The sequence below is a fragment of the Pseudomonas sp. 910_21 genome, from assembly GCF_052850735.1.
This window is the reverse complement of sequence record NZ_VXCY01000006.1, coordinates 506,943-523,322: the sequence shown is the minus strand read 5'-3', so window position 1 is coordinate 523,322 and position 16,380 is coordinate 506,943. Positions and strand designations below refer to the sequence as shown.

At 65.4% G+C, this 16,380-nt stretch carries 13 protein-coding genes; 6 read left to right on the top strand and 7 right to left on the bottom strand.

Annotated features, from left to right (window positions below):
* Nucleotides 1-400 precede the first annotated feature (400 nt).
* The 6 genes from FW796_RS21420 (at nucleotide 401) to FW796_RS21395 (ending at nucleotide 8,260) form a co-directional block, all read left to right on the top strand.
* The gene (locus FW796_RS21420; RefSeq protein ID WP_446439971.1) at nucleotides 401-1,192 is read left to right on the top strand and encodes an enoyl-CoA hydratase/isomerase family protein; all 792 of its coding nucleotides are present in this window, start codon (nucleotides 401-403) and stop codon (nucleotides 1,190-1,192) included.
* Nucleotides 1,193-1,410: 218 nt separating this feature from the next.
* Nucleotides 1,411-2,571 carry an acyl-CoA dehydrogenase family protein gene (locus FW796_RS21415; RefSeq protein ID WP_346632716.1) on the top strand — a complete coding sequence of 387 codons (1,161 nt, stop codon included), beginning with the start codon at nucleotides 1,411-1,413 and terminating at the stop codon, nucleotides 2,569-2,571.
* Between the two features lie 21 nt (nucleotides 2,572-2,592).
* Nucleotides 2,593-4,692 carry an acetate--CoA ligase family protein gene (locus FW796_RS21410; protein ID WP_346632717.1) on the top strand — a complete coding sequence of 700 codons (2,100 nt, stop codon included), beginning with the start codon at nucleotides 2,593-2,595 and terminating at the stop codon, nucleotides 4,690-4,692.
* A gap of 10 nt (nucleotides 4,693-4,702) precedes the next feature.
* Nucleotides 4,703-6,310: a 5-guanidino-2-oxopentanoate decarboxylase gene (locus FW796_RS21405; protein WP_446439970.1), complete on the top strand. Its 1,608-nt coding sequence runs from the start codon at nucleotides 4,703-4,705 to the stop codon at nucleotides 6,308-6,310.
* Between the two features lie 27 nt (nucleotides 6,311-6,337).
* Nucleotides 6,338-7,546: a pyridoxal phosphate-dependent aminotransferase gene (locus FW796_RS21400; RefSeq protein WP_446439969.1), complete on the top strand. Its 1,209-nt coding sequence runs from the start codon at nucleotides 6,338-6,340 to the stop codon at nucleotides 7,544-7,546.
* Between the two features lie 9 nt (nucleotides 7,547-7,555).
* A complete protein-coding gene (locus FW796_RS21395) occupies nucleotides 7,556-8,260 on the top strand; it encodes an NAD(P)H-dependent oxidoreductase (RefSeq protein WP_404939647.1) in 705 nt (234 codons plus the stop codon).
* A gap of 293 nt (nucleotides 8,261-8,553) precedes the next feature.
* Here the strand turns inward: FW796_RS21395 and FW796_RS21390 are convergent, their stop codons facing one another.
* The 7 genes from FW796_RS21390 to FW796_RS21360 form a co-directional block, all read right to left on the bottom strand.
* Nucleotides 8,554-9,339, bottom strand: a complete 786-nt coding sequence (locus tag FW796_RS21390) for a hypothetical protein (RefSeq protein WP_346632721.1) — start codon at nucleotides 9,337-9,339, stop codon at nucleotides 8,554-8,556.
* Nucleotides 9,340-9,413: 74 nt separating this feature from the next.
* Nucleotides 9,414-9,764, bottom strand: a complete 351-nt coding sequence (locus FW796_RS21385) for a DUF2493 domain-containing protein (protein ID WP_253130548.1) — start codon at nucleotides 9,762-9,764, stop codon at nucleotides 9,414-9,416.
* Nucleotides 9,752-11,467 (bottom strand): Na/Pi cotransporter family protein, encoded by a 1,716-nt coding sequence (locus tag FW796_RS21380; protein ID WP_346632722.1) that lies wholly within the window; start codon nucleotides 11,465-11,467, stop codon nucleotides 9,752-9,754. Before FW796_RS21380 ends, FW796_RS21385 begins: the two co-directional genes overlap by 13 nt.
* A 27-nt stretch (nucleotides 11,468-11,494) precedes the next feature.
* Nucleotides 11,495-11,695 (bottom strand): hypothetical protein, encoded by a 201-nt coding sequence (locus FW796_RS21375; RefSeq protein WP_346632723.1) that lies wholly within the window; start codon nucleotides 11,693-11,695, stop codon nucleotides 11,495-11,497.
* 125 nt (nucleotides 11,696-11,820) lie between these two features.
* Complete coding sequence (gene mgtA, locus FW796_RS21370) at nucleotides 11,821-14,532, bottom strand: magnesium-translocating P-type ATPase (RefSeq protein ID WP_446439968.1); 2,712 nt, start codon at nucleotides 14,530-14,532, stop codon at nucleotides 11,821-11,823.
* Between the two features lie 285 nt (nucleotides 14,533-14,817).
* Nucleotides 14,818-15,108 (bottom strand): hypothetical protein, encoded by a 291-nt coding sequence (locus tag FW796_RS21365; protein WP_346632725.1) that lies wholly within the window; start codon nucleotides 15,106-15,108, stop codon nucleotides 14,818-14,820.
* A 407-nt stretch (nucleotides 15,109-15,515) separates the two neighbouring features.
* Nucleotides 15,516-15,866 (bottom strand): hypothetical protein, encoded by a 351-nt coding sequence (locus tag FW796_RS21360; RefSeq protein ID WP_346632726.1) that lies wholly within the window; start codon nucleotides 15,864-15,866, stop codon nucleotides 15,516-15,518.
* Nucleotides 15,867-16,380: the final 514 nt, after the last annotated feature.

The window sequence follows — 16,380 nt, the reverse complement described above, 5'->3', positions numbered from 1 at the left end:
GAGTGGAGGGGCAGGAGCCCTTTGCTTACTTTGGGGCTTTTCCAAAGTGAGTCGCTGTAAGAGCGAAACCATAAGTGGCCGTTACCGCAGCAACGGATATGTACACCAAGAAGACAGCACCCTCAGGTTTTACGGCCGCTACGCACCCGAGCGGGCGCAAGCTCCCTCGCCACAAAAACCTCCCCCAATCGCACTTTTGTCGAGGCTTGTTCGAAGTTGTAACAACCCCCACGCATCAACCCCCAAAACCCAGATGTTTACCCAATAAAAACAAACAGATACCTCAATCAGCCGACCAAAAAGCCCCCCCAGTCCCCCCAATTGCCGCCTTGTTGAACACTCGTTTAGTATGACCCTCAAGTCACCCCCTCACGCCAACCACAATAATTCGAGGACGCCCATGACCTCTTCATCATCGCTGCTCAGCCGGATCGAAGCCGGCGTAGCCTGGATCACCCTCAACCGCCCGGCGCAACGCAACGCCCTGGACATCCCCAGCCTCAAAGCGCTGCACAGTCTGCTGGAAACCTGCAACAGCGACCCCAGCGTCCGGGCCGTGGTGCTGACCGGCAGCGGCCGCAGTTTCTGCGCCGGTGCCGACCTGGCGGAATGGGCCGAAGCCGAAGCCCGCGGCGCCCTGGAAAGCTACGGCTGGACCGAAACCGCTCACGCCCTGATGACCCGTCTGCACAGCCTGGACAAACCCACCATCGCCGCCATCAACGGCACTGCGGTGGGCGCGGGCATGGACCTGACTCTGTGCTGCGATCTGCGGGTGGCGGCGCAGTCGGCGCGGTTCAAGGCCGGCTACACCAGCATGGCCTACTCGCCGGATGCCGGCGCCAGTTGGCATCTGCCGCGTTTGATCGGCAGTGAACAGGCCAAGCGCCTGCTGTTTCTCGATGAGTTGTGGAGCGCCGAACGGGCCCTGGCCGCCGGTTTGGTCGGCGAGGTGTGCGCCGATGAGCAGTTGATCGCCAGCGCCAGTGAGCTGGCGGCGCGCTTGGCGGCGGGCCCGACTTTCGCCTTTGCCCAGACCAAGAAGCTGATACGCCAGGGCGCCGATCGCAGCCTGGCGCAGCAGCTGGCCGCCGAACTGGCGGCGGGACTGCTGTGCGGGCGCAGCGCCGACGGCGCCGAAGCCCTGCGCGCCGCCACGGAAAAACGCCCGCCACGTTTCCAGGGCATGTAGGAGCGGCCGGGCGGCGCTCCGTTTGCCGGAGAAAGGGCCCCTGGGCCATGCGCCCACTTTGTAGGAGCCGGCTTGCCGGCGAAGACGCCCGCAAGAACAGCGCCTTAGTCAAGGGCCTCTTCGCCAGCAAGCTGGCTCCTACGGGAAAGTGTTTTTCGCTAGGTCGTCCTGCCCGATCACTGGTTTTTTTGCACCGTCACTCACTCACAGGTAGCGCCATGAATTTCCAACTCAGCCAAGAACAAGAAATGCTGGTGGACGCGGTTCGCAGTTTTGTCAGCAAGGAGTTGCTGCCCCACGAGGAAGCGGTGGACCGCGCCGATGAGGTCAGCGCCGACCTCGCCGGGGAAATCCGCAGCAAGGCCATTGCCGCCGGCTTCTATGCCTTCAACATGCCGGAGGAGGTGGGCGGCGGTGGTCTGGATTACCTGTCCCAGGCGCTGATCGAGCGTGAGCTGGCCAAGTGTTCCTGGGCCCTGCATGTGTTCGTTGCCCGGCCTTCGAAGATCCTCATGGCCTGTACCGGCTCGCAGATCGGCGATTACCTGCTGCCCTGCGTGCAAGGGCGCAAGGTCGACTGCTTCGCCCTGACCGAACCCGGCGCCGGTTCCGATGCCAATGCGATCAAGACCCGCGCCGTGCGCGACGGCGGCGACTTTGTGCTCAACGGCAGCAAGCACTTCATCAGCCACGCCGGGCATGCGGATTTCGCCATTGTCTTTGCGGTCACCGGCACCTATGAGCACAACGGCCGCCAGCGCAACGCGGTGACTTCGTTCCTGGTGGATCGCGACACTCCGGGACTGACCATCCGCCGTGGCCCCAAGTGCGTGAGCAACCGTGGCTATCACACCTTCGAGATGTTCTTCGACGACTGCCGGGTACCGGCCGCCAAGGTGCTGGGGGAAGTGGGCAAGGGTTGGGAAGTGGCCAACGCCTGGCTCACTGCCGGGCGAGTGATGGTCGCGGCCAACTGCGTGGGCCAGGCCCAGCGCGCCCTGGATGCATCCCTGCAATGGGCGGCGGACCGCAAGCAGTTCGGCCAGGCCATCGGCAGTTACCAGGGGGTGTCGTTCAAGCTGGCGGACATGGCCACGCAGATCCGCGCCGCCGAGCTGTTGACCCTGCACACCGCCTGGAAGATGGACCAGGGCAGCATGACCGACGGCGAGGCCGGCATGGCCAAGCTGTTTGCCAGCGAAGTGCTGGGCCGGGTGGCCGACGAGGCGGTGCAGATCTACGGCGGCATGGGCCTGATGGACGAAGGCCCGGTGGAACGCATCTGGCGCAATGCGCGGATCGAGCGGATCTGGGAAGGCACTTCGGAGATCCAGCGCCACATCATTTCCCGTGAACTGCTGCGGCCGCTGATGCGCTGAGCGCCCTGGAGAATTGCCGTCATGTCCCAGACTCTGCGTGACAATCTCAAGCGCCTGCTGGCCCCCCGGCATTTGGCCTTCGTCGGTGGGCGCAGCATGGCCCGAGCCCTCAAGCGCTGCGCCGAAGGCGGTTTTACCGGGCCCATGTGGCTGGTCAATCCGCAGCATGCCGAGCTCGATGGCGTGCCCTGTGTGGCCAGCATCGAACAGCTGCCCTGCGGCCCGGATGCGGTGTTCGTCGCCACCAACCGCGAGCTGACCTTGACCTGTGTCGCGGCGCTGGCGACCAAGGGCGCGGGCGGGGCGATCTGCTACGCCTCGGGCTTTGCCGAAACCGGCGCCGAGGGCCAGGCCCTGCAACAGCAACTGCTCCAGGCCGCGGGCGACATGGCGCTGCTGGGCCCCAACTGCTACGGCCTGCTGGACTACCTGCACAGCGCCGCGCTGTGGCCGGTGGCCCATGGCGGTCAAACCGTGGAGCGCGGGGTGGCGGTGCTGACCCAGAGCGGCAACTTTGCCTACAACCTGTCCATGAGTGATCGCTCGCTGCCGGTGGCTTACATGGCGTCGGTGGGCAATCAGGCGCAGCTGGGCATTGCCGAGTTGATGGACGTGCTGCTGGACGAACCACGGGTCACGGCCATCGGCCTGCACCTGGAAGGCCTGAAGAATGTGCCGGGCTTTGCCCGGGCGGCGCATAAAGCTCTGGAGAAGGGCATTCCGATCATTGCCCTGAAGACCGGGGTGTCGCAGATCGGCGCCGAGCTGGCCTTGAGTCACACCAGTTCGCTGTCGGGATCGGACGCGCTGTACGACGCACTGTTCCAGCGTCTGGGAGTGATCCGGGTCAGCGGTCCGGTGAGCTTTGTCGAGACCTTGAAGGCTGCCTCTTGCGGGCAGTTGCCAGCCGGCCCGCAACTGATGGCCCTGGCCTGTTCCGGGGGCGACGCCGGGCTGATCGCCGACTACGCCGAGCGCAACGCCCTGCAACTGCCCAAGCTGGATGCCGGGCAATGCGCCGAGCTGGCCGAGGTGCTGCCGGGCTACGCCAATCTGGTCAACCCGCTGGATTTCACCACCGCGATCTGGGGCGACGCCACGGCCTTGCAAGCCATGCTCGACACGGCCCTGCGTACCGAGGCCGACAGCGCCATGCTGGTGCTGGATTACCCGGCCGAATTTACCGGCGAGCGCAAGGAATGCGACCTGCTGCTGGAGCTGTTCTGCGCGGCGCTGCAACGCCACGGCAAGCGCGGTTTTGTCACTTCGGCCTTTCCCGAGCTGCTGCCCGCCAGCGCCCGCGAGCGTTTGCACGGCCACGGCATTCCCGCCTTGCAAGGGGTGGAGGACGGTCTGGCGGCCTGGGGCCGGATCGTCGCCTATCAACAGCGGCGTCCAGTGCTGCTGGCCCTGGGCGAATCGGCCCTGGTGCCGCTGTGCCCGACAGCCCTGCACGGCACTGGCGTGCTGCTGGACGAGTGGCAGTCCAAGCAGGCTTTGCGCGGCTTCGGCCTGAGCATCCCGGACGGTGTGTTGAGCACCCCCGAGCAGGCCCTGAGCGCAGCGGCCGCGGTCGGTTACCCGCTGGTGCTCAAGGCGGTCAGCGCGCAGTTGCCGCACAAGACCGAGGCCGGGGCGGTGGCCCTGAATCTCAAGGACCCTGAAGCCCTGAGCGCAGCCCTGCGCCTGATGCGCACGCGGATGGCCGAGCATGCGCCCGGCGTGGCCTTTGAGCGGGTGTTGCTGGAGCCCATGGCCGCGCCGCCCCTGGCGGAGCTGATTGTCGGCATCAAGCGTGAGAACGACTTCGCTCTGGCCCTGGTGATCGGTGCCGGCGGGGTGCTGGTGGAGCTGCTCAAGGACAGTCGCAGTCTGTTGCTGCCCACCACCGAAGGGGCGATCCGCCAGGCCTTGCTGAGCCTGCGTAGCGCCGCCTTGCTGCAAGGTTTTCGCGGGCGCCGCGAGGCCGACCTGCAAGCCCTGGTGGCGGCCATCGGCGCGGTGGCGAACTACGCCTGCGAACACGCCGGGCAACTGCTGGAACTGGATGTGAACCCATTGTTGGTCGGTGCCGAAGGCACCGTCGCGGTCGATGCGTTGATTCGCCTTGGCCAGGCTTGAGGAGAGAGACATGCACGATCAGACCTTGACCGGTGGCCAGGCCCTGGTGCGCCTGCTGGCCGGCTACGGCGTTGACACGGTGTTCGGCATTCCCGGGGTGCACACCCTGGAGTTGTATCGCGGCCTGCCCGGCAGCGGCATTCGCCATGTGCTGACCCGGCATGAGCAGGGCGCGGGCTTCATGGCCGACGGTTACGCCCGGGTCAGCGGCAAGCCCGGGGTGTGTTTCGTCATCAGCGGCCCAGGGGTGACCAACGTCGCCACCCCCATCGGCCAGGCCTACGCCGACTCGATCCCGCTGCTGGTGATTTCCAGCGTCAACCACAGCGCCAGCCTGGGCAAGGGCTGCGGCTCGCTGCACGAAACCCAGGACCAGCGGGCGATTACCGCGCCTATCACCGCCTTTTCGGCCCTGGCCCTGAGCCCGGAAGATTTGCCGGAGCTGATCGCCCGGGCCTTTGCCGTGTTCGACAGCGAGCGCCCGCGCCCGGTGCACATCAGCGTGCCCCTGGATGTGCTGGCGGCCAAGGTCGCCCGTGACTGGACCGGTGAAGTGCGGCGACGCCCCGCTCGCGGCCCGGCTGCGGCGGCGGATATCCAGCAAGCGGCGGACAAACTGCGCAAGGCCAAGCGGCCGATGATCATTGCCGGTGGCGGCGCGCTGCACGCCGCCGAGCAACTGCGGGCCCTGAGCACCCGGTTGGGCGCGGTGTTTTTCAGCAGTGTGGCCGGCAAGGGCCTGCTGCCGGACGAGGCGCCGCTGAACGCCGGGGCGACCTTGTGTGTCGAGCCCGGCTGGCAGTTGATCGCTCAGGCCGATGTGGTGCTGGCGGTGGGCACCGAGATGGCCGACACCGACTATTGGCGCGAGCGCCTGCCGCTTAACGGCGAGCTGCTGCGGCTGGATATCGACCCACGCAAGTTCAATGACTTTTACCCCTGCGCCGTGGCCTTGCAGGGCGATGCCCGGGCTACGCTGGACGCTTTGCTGCAAGCCTTGCCGCCACAGCCCAGAGAGGCCACGGCAGCGCAGCACGCAGTGGCCGGGCTGCGCCGGGCGGTGCAGGACGGGCAGGGGCCCTTGCAGCAGATTCATCGCTCGATCCTGCAACGCATTGCCGCCGAGCTGCCAGAGCACGGCTTCATCGCCAGCGACATGACTCAGCTGGCCTACAGCGGCAACTACCTGTACCCGACCCGGGCCACCCGCAGTTGGCTGCATCCCACCGGCTACGGCACCCTGGGCTACGGCTTGCCGGCGGGCATCGGCGCCAAGCTCGGTGCCCCGGAGCGTCCCGGGCTGGTGCTGGTGGGCGACGGCGGTTTTCTCTACACCGTGCAGGAACTGGCCACGGCGGTGGAGGAGCTGGACAGCCCGCTGGTGGTGCTGCTGTGGAACAACGACGCCCTGGGGCAGATCCGCGACGACATGCTGGAGCTGAACATCGAGCCCATTGGCGTGCTGCCGCGCAATCCGGATTTTGCCGCCCTGGCCCGCGCCTTTGGTTGCAGCGTCAGCCAGCCCGCCAGCCTCGACGAGTTGCAGCAGGCACTGCGCAGCGGCTTTGCCCGCAACGGCGTGAGCCTGATCGAGCTCAAGCACGCCTGTGCGCGCTGACCATCCCTTTTTGCCTGGAGCCTGAGCATGCGCTTTTCTCAACTGACCCAACGTATTGCCGGAGACGGCGCCGCCGCCTGGGACATTCATTACCGGGCCCTGGCCAAACGCGAACGCGGCGAGCAAGTCTGGTTGCTGTCGGTGGGCGACCCGGATTTCGACACCCCCCAGCCCATCGTCCAGGCGGCCATCGACAGCCTGCAGGCCGGCCACACCCATTACGCCGATGTGCGCGGCAAGCGCGCCTTGCGCCAGGCCATTGCCCGGCGTCATCAGCAGCGCAGCGGGCAAGTGGTGGATGCCGAGCAAGTGGTGGTGCTGGCCGGTGCCCAGTGCGCCCTCTACAGCGTGGCCCAATGCCTGCTGGACCCGGGGGACGAAGTGATAGTGGCCGAGCCGATGTACGTTACCTATGAAGCGGTGTTCGGCGCCTGCAATGCCCAGGTGGTGCCGCTGCCGGTGCGGGCCGAGGACGGCTTTCGGGTGCAGCCCGAGGCGGTGGCCGCGCGTATCACCGGCAAGACCCGGGCCCTGGTGCTCAACAGCCCGCACAACCCCACGGGCGCCAGCATCCCCCGGGCCACCTGGGAAGCCCTGGCGGCGCTGTGCATCGAGCATGACCTGTGGCTGATCTGCGACGAGGTCTACAGCGAACTGCTGTACGAGGGCGAGCATGTCAGCCCGGCCAGCCTGCCGGGCATGGCCGAGCGCACCGCGACCCTCAACAGCCTGTCCAAGTCCCACGCCATGACCGGCTGGCGCCTGGGCTGGGTGGTGGCGCCGACGGCCCTGGCCGCGCACCTGGAAAACCTCGCCCTGTGCATGCTCTACGGCTCGCCGGAGTTCATTCAGGACGCCGCCGTGGTGGCCTTGGAACAGCCTTTGCCGCAGTTGCGGGACATGGCCGAGGCCTATCGCCAGCGCCGGGATCTGGTCTGCGACTGTCTGGCCGATTGCCCCGGCGCCCGGCCGCTGAAGCCCGACGGCGGCATGTTCGTCATGGTCGACATTCGTGCCACCGGGCTCAGCGCCCAGGCCTTCAGCGAGCGCCTGCTGGACGAGCAGGGGGTTTCGGTGCTGGCCGGCGAGGCCTTCGGCCCCAGCGCCGCCGGGCATATCCGCCTGGGGCTGGTGCTGCAGCCGGATGACTTGCGCGAAGCCTGTCGGCGCATTGCCCTGTGCGCCGAGCACTGCCTGAGCCGCCGCGTTGCCCCCGCCACTTTGCCCACTGTTTGAGGAGTCTTCATGAAGGTACTGATTGTTCACGCCCACCCCGAGCCGCAATCCTTCACCGCCGCCTTGCGCGACCAGGCCCGCAGCACCCTGGAGGCCCAAGGGCACCAGGTGCAGGTCAGCGACCTGTACGCGATGAACTGGAACCCGGTGGCCAGCGCCGCGGATTTTGCCGCCCGGGACAATCCGGATTATCTGGTGTACGCCCTGGAGCAACGTCTGGGGGTGAAGAACGCCAGCATCGCCGCGGACATCCAGGGCGAGCTGGACAAGCTGCTGTGGGCTGACCTCTTGATCCTCAACTTCCCGGTGTTCTGGTTCTCGGTGCCGGCCATGCTCAAGGGCTGGATCGACCGGGTGCTGGTGTCCGGGGTGTGTTATGGCGGCAAGCGCTTCTATGACCAGGGTGGGCTGGCGGGCAAGAAAGCCCTGGTGACCCTGACCCTGGGCGGGCGCGAGCACATGTTTGGCGAGGGCGCGATCCATGGACCGCTCGAAGAAATGTTGCGCCCTTTGCTGCGGGGCACATTGGCCTATGTTGGCTGTGACGTACTGGAACCGTTCGTGGCCTGGCACGTGCCTTACATCAGCCAGGAAGCCCGAGAAGAGTTCCTGCACAGCTACCGGCAGCGGCTGGAGCATCTTGCAGACGAGCAACCGCTGGTTTTCCCCCGCCTGGAGCAATTCGACGAAGCCCTGCATCCCCTCCCAGCCTGAACGGCCCTGCGGTGGCCCGTTTCACTGCCCCCCGTAGGCGCCGGCTTGCCGGCGAAGAGGCCCGTAAGGCTTGCAGCGCCTGGGCCGACGCCTTCGCTGGCAAGCCAGCTCCTACAGCAGACAGATAGACCGTGCCGTTCCCTGTAGGAGCCGGCTTGCCGGCGAAGAGGCCCGTGAGACATGCAGCGCCTGGGCCGACGCCTTCGCTGGCAAGCCAGCTCCTACAGCAGTCAGATACACCGTGTAGTTCCCCGTAGGGGGGCGGGGATGGGGGATTGGAAAAGGTCGGGGGCTCAGAATCTCAGGGTCGCGCCGGTGGTGAGCCAGCGGTCGCGGTCTTCGGTCAGGTGCTGGCCAACGATCAGGTCCAGGTCCAGGTGCTGCCCCACGTGCAGGCGTGGGCCGGCCTGCCAGCCCTGTTCGCCGCCGCGCTGGCCATAACGCTCGGCAATCAGGGTCAGGCTCGGCATCAGGTCGTATTCCACACCGGTACCCCAGGTCCAGCGATGGTTCTGCTCGCCATCGTCGTAGGCGTGGGTCCAGCCGGCATTGAGGTTCAGCCGCAGGCTGTCGCTGGCGCTGAAGGTCAGGGGCAGGGAGAGGTCGCCGCCGTCGAAGCTGTGGTTGCGGTTCAGGGCCCAGTGGGCAGAGCCGGCCAGGGCCAGTTGCAGGCCCAGGTCTTCGCGGTTCAGCAGTTGGACCTTGATCTGCGGACTGAGCTGGGTTTCGCCGTGATCGTCGGCATGCTGGCGCTGCACCGCGGCGCCCAGTTGCACCCAGGGCAGTTGGCTGAAGGTGCAGGCCGGGGCAATCACGCTGTTGTGGCTGGAGCCTTGGTGCCGGGTGCTCTGGTACCAGACATCGACATTGCATTCCCCGGGGGCGTTGATGGCGCCGTCGTCCACCACGTAGGCGCCGCCGGCGGCCTGGGCTTTGGAGCACAGGGCCAGGGTGGCGGTGGCACCGGCGGTGAGGGCGAGGAACAGCAGGTTGCGTTTGAGCATGCGGCTTTTCGCGGCAGGCAGGGTGTGGCCCCAGGAGGCGGAACGCGAGGAGCGATGTGGGCTGTGCTTGGACATGGCGGATCTCGTTCTGTTGGGGCGCCGGACCGTTTGGTTGGGGAGCCGGCGCGGGTGGGTGCTGCGTGGGGTGTTTACTGGTCGTCGACCGAAAGGGTCTGGATGCCGCGGACCCGGGCCTGGGCCAGCAGCTCTTCGGTGTCTTCCCCGCCGGGCAGGGCGAGGACGATGTCCGGGCGACTGTCGGCCAGCATGAAGCTGTTGCGCAGGCGCTCGGCGTGTTTGCCGTGCAGTTGCCAATTGGGCGGGTAGCGGACGATGTTGGCCCCGGTTTCCCGGGCCCAGTCCTCGATGTGGGCACCGAGGAACTGGCTGCCGCCGTGGATCACCACCCGCACTTCATGCAGGCGCTGGAAGGCTTCCAGGACCCGGCGGCACAGGCGGCTGTCGGCGTAGTAGCGACCGGCGCAGATCAGGACGCGCATGCAGCGTCCTCCTTGGACCCGGCCACGGGATGCTCGGCGCTCGGCGCGTCGGCCAGGGGCTCGCTGAGGTAGCCGTGTTCGATGTCGCGTTCACCGGCCCGCTCCAGGGCCGGGTAGGCCAGGGCGGCGATGTGATGGTGGACCCGGCGATAGTCGCGCAGCAGGCGCTGGAAGATGTCGCCGGATTCGGCCCAGGCGCTCTGGTCTTCCCGCAGTTTGCGAAAGTGCTCACGGCCGGCGGCGGCTTCCAGGCGCCGCACATTTTCCTTGCGTGCCAGCAGTTGGTGGGCGGTGGGCAGGTCTTCGCGCAGGAACACGGTGATGGCCAGGCTCAGGCTGTCCAGCAACTCCTGGTGCAGCGGGTACAGGGTGCCCAGCTCGAAGGCGGAGAAGGCTTCGCCGCGGCGCAGGCGGCGCACTGCCAGTTGCGCCAGGCTGGTGCTGAGGATGTCGCCGGCGTGCTCCAGGTTGATCACCAGCAGCAGGATTTCCTGGGAGCGGTCGGCGTCCTGGTCGCTGATGCCTTCCTTGCCGATGTCCGCCAGGTAGGCGCGGATGGCTGCGCTGAGCAGGTCCAGGGACTGGTCGATGTGCCGCACCTGCTCGGCATGGACCAGGCTTGAAGTGCGAAACAGCTGCAGCACCCGGTCGAGCATGCTTGAGAGCATGTCGGCCATGCGCAGGGCTTCCCGGGCGGCGTTGGACAGGCCGATATTGGCCACTTCCAGGCCGGCTTCGTCCAGGTACAGCGGCATACCCGGGTCGGTGACCGGGGCGGGGGCCGGCAGCAGCCGGGTCAGCAGTTTGCCCAGGGGTTCGGTGAAGCCAATGAACAGCAGGCCGAGGATCAGGCTGAAGGCGCTGTGCAGATAGACCACCAGCAATTCCGCTGGCAGGGCTTGCACCGCATCCAGTTGGGCCAGGGCGGTGATCCAGGGCAGCACCAGGACCACGCCCACCAGGCGCACCAGCAGGTTGCCCAGGGGCAGGCGCCGGGCCACGTTGCCGCTGGCGCCGAGCAGGGACGGCAGGGTGCCGCCCAGGTTGACCCCCAGCACCAGGGCCATGCTGGTGGCCGGGGACAGCAGGCCGGTGCTGGCCAGGGAGGCGATCAGCAGCACCACCGCGACGCTGGAGTGGCACATCCAGGTCAGCAGCATGGCCACCAGCAGGGCCAGCAACAGGTCGCCGTCGAGGCTGGTCATCACCAGCTGGAACACCGGGGTGCTTTCCACCGCGCCCAGGGTGGCACCGAGCATGCCCAGGGCCAGGAGCATCAGGCCCAGGCCGATCAGCGCGCAGCCGATGCTTTCAAAGCGCGAGTCGTCCCGCAGTCGGAAGCTCAGGAAACCCGCCAGCAGCACCACCGGGGTCACCAGCGACAGGTCGAGGCTGAGCAGCTGGACCACCAGGGTCGAGCCGATGTTGGCCCCCAGCATCACCGCCAGGGCGGGGGCCAGGCCCAGGGTGCCGGCGGCGGTAAAGGAGCTGGCCATCAGGCTCACCGCGGTGCTGCTTTGCAGTACGCCGGTGATGCCGACGCCGCACAGCAGCGCCAGCCAGCGGTTGTTCAGGTGTTGCCCGAGCCAGTGCCGCAGCGGGCTGCCGAAGCCTCGCAGCAGTGATCCGCAGATCATTTGCGAGCCCCAGAGCAGCAGCGCGATGGCGCCGGCCAGGTTGATCAGAAGAGTGGTGCCCGACATGAGTATTCTCCCGGGACTGTGACAGGTTCAAGCAATCGCCAGCCGCAGGGAGGCGCGGGTGATGGCGGCGCTGAAACCCAGCAGAAAACGAATTTCAACGGCGCTCAGCAGGCCCCGGACATACAGCCGGATGCTCACCCGGGTAAGCAGGCGGGCGCAGGCGCTGAGGCCGATCACCAGCAGTGCGCGCAGGGCGCGTTGCAACGACGAACAGGCTTTGAGGACCATGGCGATGCTCCTTGCAGGCGAACAGCGTCGCCGTCGGCGAGGCGCTGGCCGCGCCGACGGTGGCATCGTGAATCTTGAGTGTCTGGCGCATCCGGTCTGCACCGCATGCGCCAGGGGTCAGGCCCTTAGAACCACTGCTTGAAGCGGCGGATGTACAGGGTCTTCATGGTCTGGGCGACCACGCAGTAGGCGAGCAGGGTGCCCACCAGCCAAGGGAAGTATTCCCATGGCAGCGGCACCAGGCCGACCATGCTGCCCAGGGGCGAGAAGGGCACGTAGATCCCCAGCGCCATCACCAGGCCTGTGGCCAGCATTACCGGCAAGGCGGCGGTGCTCTGGATGAACGGGATCTTGCGGGTGCGCAGCATGTGCACCACCAGGGTCTGCGAGAGCAGGCCTTCGATGAACCAGCCGGACTGGAACAGGGCGGCCATTTCCACGCTGTTGGCGGCGAACACGTACCACATCAGGGCGAAGGTGGTGATGTCGAAGATCGACGAGGTCGGCCCGATCCACAGCATGAAGCGCCCGATGTTCTTGGCGTCCCACTTGCGTGGCTTGGCCAGGTATTCCTTGTCCATCTTGTCCCACGGCAGCGCCAGTTGGGAGAAGTCGTACATCAGGTTCTGCAGCAGCAGGTGGATCGCCAGCATCGGCAGGAAGGGGATGAAGGCACTGGCCACCAGTACCGAGAACACGTTGCCGAAGTTGGAGCTGGCGGTCATGTTCAGGTACTTCATGATGTTGCCGAAGGTCTCGCGACCCTTGATTACCCCTTCCTCCAGCACCATCAGGCTCTTTTCCAGGAGGATGATGTCCGCCGATTCCTTGGCAATGTCGGTGCCGCTGTCCACCGAGATGCCGACGTCGGCATCGCGCAGGGCCGGGGCGTCATTGATGCCGTCGCCGAGAAAGCCCACGGTGTGGCCGTTGGCCTGCAGGGCCTTGAGCACCCGGGACTTCTGCAGTGGAGTGAGCTTGGCAAACACCGTGCGCTCTTCCACCAGGCGGCCGAGCACTTGGTCATCCATGTGCTCGATGTCGCGACCCAGCAGCGGTTCGCCCGCTTCCAGGCCCACTTCACGGCAGATCTTCGCGGTGACGATGGGGTTGTCGCCGGTCAGCACTTTGACGGTCACGCCGTTGTCACGCAGGGCGGCGATGGCCGGGCCGGCGGTTTCCTTGGGTGGATCGAGGAAGGTCAGGAAGCCTTCGATCACCAGCTCGCGCTCATCGCTGGCGCTGTACTGGCTGCGGGTTTCACCCTTGGGCAGGTCACGGGTGCCCAGCAGCAGCACGCGGAAGCCGTCACGGTTGTAGTCTTCGGCCAGTTGCAGCAAGGCGGCGCGGCGCTCAGCGTCGAGGCTCACGGCAATGCCGTCCTGGCGCACCTGGGTCGCGGTTTCCAGCATCTCTTCCACCGCGCCCTTGCACACCAGCAGGTGGTCGCCGCGGGCATCGGCGAGGATCACCGACAGACGCCGACGGACGAAGTCGAAAGGCAGCTCATCGACCTTGCGCCAGGCGGCGGGCGGAGTGAAGTGCGGGTTTTCCTCGGCGAAGCTGACCACTGCACGGTCCATCAGGTTCTTCATGCCGCTCTGGTGGTGGCTGTTGAGCCAGGCCAGTTGCAGCACGGCATCACAGCGGCTGCCGCTGATGTCGACGTGGTGTTCGAGGATGATCCGGTCCTGGGTCAGGGTGCCGGTCTTGTCGGTGCAGAGCACGTCCATGGCGCCGAAGTTCTGGATCGCGTTGAGGCGCTTGACCACCACCTTGCGCTTGGCCATGGCCGCGGCGCCCTTGGCCAGGTTGGCGCTGACGATCATCGGCAGCATTTCCGGGGTCAGGCCGACGGCCACCGCCAGGGCGAACATGAAGGCTTCGGCCCAGTCGCCCTTGGTGAAGCCGTTGATCAGCAGGACGATGGGCACCATCACCAGCATGAAGCGGATCAGCAGCCAGCTGACGCTATTGACCCCACGGTCGAAGGCGGTCTGGGTACGCGAGCCGACGATGGAGCGGGCCAGGGAGCCGAAGTAGGTGCGCCCGCCGGTGGCCACCACCACGGCAGTGGCGGTGCCGCTGACCACGTTGGTGCCCATGAAGCAGATGTTGGGCAGGTCCAGCAGGTCTTGCTGGTCGGCGGCCACTGCCTTGGCGGATTTTTCCTGCACGGCCCCCAGGGTGTCGTATTTCTCCACTGGCAAGGCTTCGCCGGTGAGCACCGCCTGGCTGATGAACAGGTCGCGGGATTCGATCAGGCGGATGTCGGCCGGGATCATGTCGCCGGCGGACAGCTGGATGATGTCGCCCACTACCAGTTCGCGCATCGGTACTTCGCGAACCCGGGCCTGCATGCCCATCTGCTCGCGGCGCACTACCGCTGCGGTGGTGCGGACCATGGCCTTGAGGGCCTCGGCGGCCTTGGCCGAGCGGTGTTCCTGCCAGAAGCGCATCAGGCCGCTGGCCAGCACCATCACCAGGACGATGATCACGCCGGTCAGATCAGTTTCTTCGCCGGCTTGCAGCGGCAGCCAGAAGTCGGTGAAGAAACTGATACCGGTCAGGGTCATCAGCACATAGATGAAGGGGTTGTTGAAGGCTTGCAGCAATTGCACCAGGGCGTGGGGCGGACGGTCGTGGGCGACCTCGTTGTGGCCATCCCTTTGCAGGCGGCCTTCGGCGTCCAGTTCAGTCAGGCCAGCGGTGCTGGAGTTGACGTTGGCCAGGGTCACGGCCAGGCCGTTCTGGGCTTCGCGGGCGGCACGCATCGACAGTTTGTAGCTGTCGCTGGTGGCGCTGGTGTTGCGGGAAGTTGTGGTTTTTACAGTCATTTCGTGTGCTCCTGCCGCCTGACTACGGCACGACACACCGACAACTCAACTAATTAAAGACGAGCGAAAGTATGTCGAACCGCAGGTTAGCGATCGATTCGGATCTTGGCGTTTTTCAGGTTTTAACGTTCGCTGCCCAAACAATGAAGTTGAATGGGCAGCGAACCTACTACTGGCCTCTTCCATAACTTTCTCCAGCAAGTTTGATTAATTAGAAGGCAATAAGGCGCCGTCAAACTTCCAAGTAGGAAGTTTGTGTGAAAACAACGGAAAGTGACCGTTGACTTATGGGTAAGTGCGCGCCCCGAGGTACAGGCCGAAGATCAGTCCGGCCTGCTGCAAGAGCAGGGCCGCGCCCCGACTCTGCGGGTCCTGGCTGTCATCCAGACTCCAGCGTTGCTGCAGCTGGCCGGTCATGGGGCAGACGCGCCAATTGGCCCGCAGGGCGGTGGCGGCGTTGGGTGAGGAAGAGGAGAACGGCGAGCGTGCGAGAGCCTTGGGCTCACGGCACAGCTTGACCCGCATGGTCGCGGCAAAGGCGCGTACACCGGGCATTACAGAGGAAGTGAAGTGCATAACTTGTGCCTCGCGACCGGACTGGTTCCGGGGAGGCAAGTTACGTTGGAGCGTCAAGCCCTAGCGCAGCTTACCCGACCGCGGAGTCGAGTCCCGTCATTTTCAGGGTTAAGTGCCTGGCTCTGCGCAGCGGCAGTGACCAGACAGCGTCTAGATACTGTGTCCATTGGCTTCTTTAGTGAGTTGAAAAAAGGCCGGATTTCCCGGCCCGCGCAATTTACTCAGGAGGGCCCATCGAGTCAAGGCTAAATTGCCTTGAATCTCTGTTCCGTGATGAAGTTTCAGGCGAGGTTCAGCTTAAGGGATGAGTTCAGGTGTCGGGGGCTGGAGAATATATAAGGGATATAACGAAGAAGTGCTCATGACGGATGGGGCGTCATGAGCACTGAATATAATTTCGCGGATTATCAGTTCAGCAAGTGCCGGGATATATCCTTGTAAGTATTGCTGTCAGTGGCGGCCATCAGTTGCCGCCCATCCTTGAAGGTGCCGATGAAGGTCACTTCGTTTTCCGTGCCTGCCATCAGGTAGCCGGCGATGGCGCCCACTGGCCCCAGCAACATGGCGCCGGCAATGCCATAGCCAAGCGCGTCCTTGTTGGCGATGGGACTTTCAGTCGCGATTTCCAGGCTCTTGAAGGCCGATGCCTTGATCTCGACGCCGGCGCTGTTGAGCACGGTCTTGAGCCTGAAGGTGCCGTGCCGGTACTCGCCGGCACCCTGCAGGAAATCGCCCGATAAAACTTCAATGTTTGCCATGTTGAATCATCCTTATCCAAGCATAACGAGACGGACCATTGGGCCCCTCGTCAGCGGGGGCGTCAACGGAGTTGCGATGAAGGGTGCTACCGCCAGTCAGCGATCTTCATGTCCTGAGCCTCGATCAGGATCCAGCGCTCAATGCTGATCCAGATCAGGGCTGTGAAAGGTTTTAGCAGGCGAGGGCGGGTGGACCTCGATGTTCCGACCAGTGGCGGTCGCGGGCCGTGCGCAGCGGGCTGGGAATGGCGATGTTAAAAAATGTTAGATTGAAAAATCTCTTCACATAATCCGTTCATTGGTGGATGATCGTTCACAGCCAAAGCTCAACCTGATAACAACAGCAACAGGATGGCCAAGATGATCGATTCGCTCCTGCCTCTCTCGGCACCTGTCCAGGGTGCCCTGCACCTTCCGGGCTTGCCGTCTGGCGCTGCGCCTGTTGCCGCTGCCTGTGTTGCATTTGCCGGACCTGCAATCCGGATTTCCCTGTCCTGCCCGGTTCTTGCCCGGC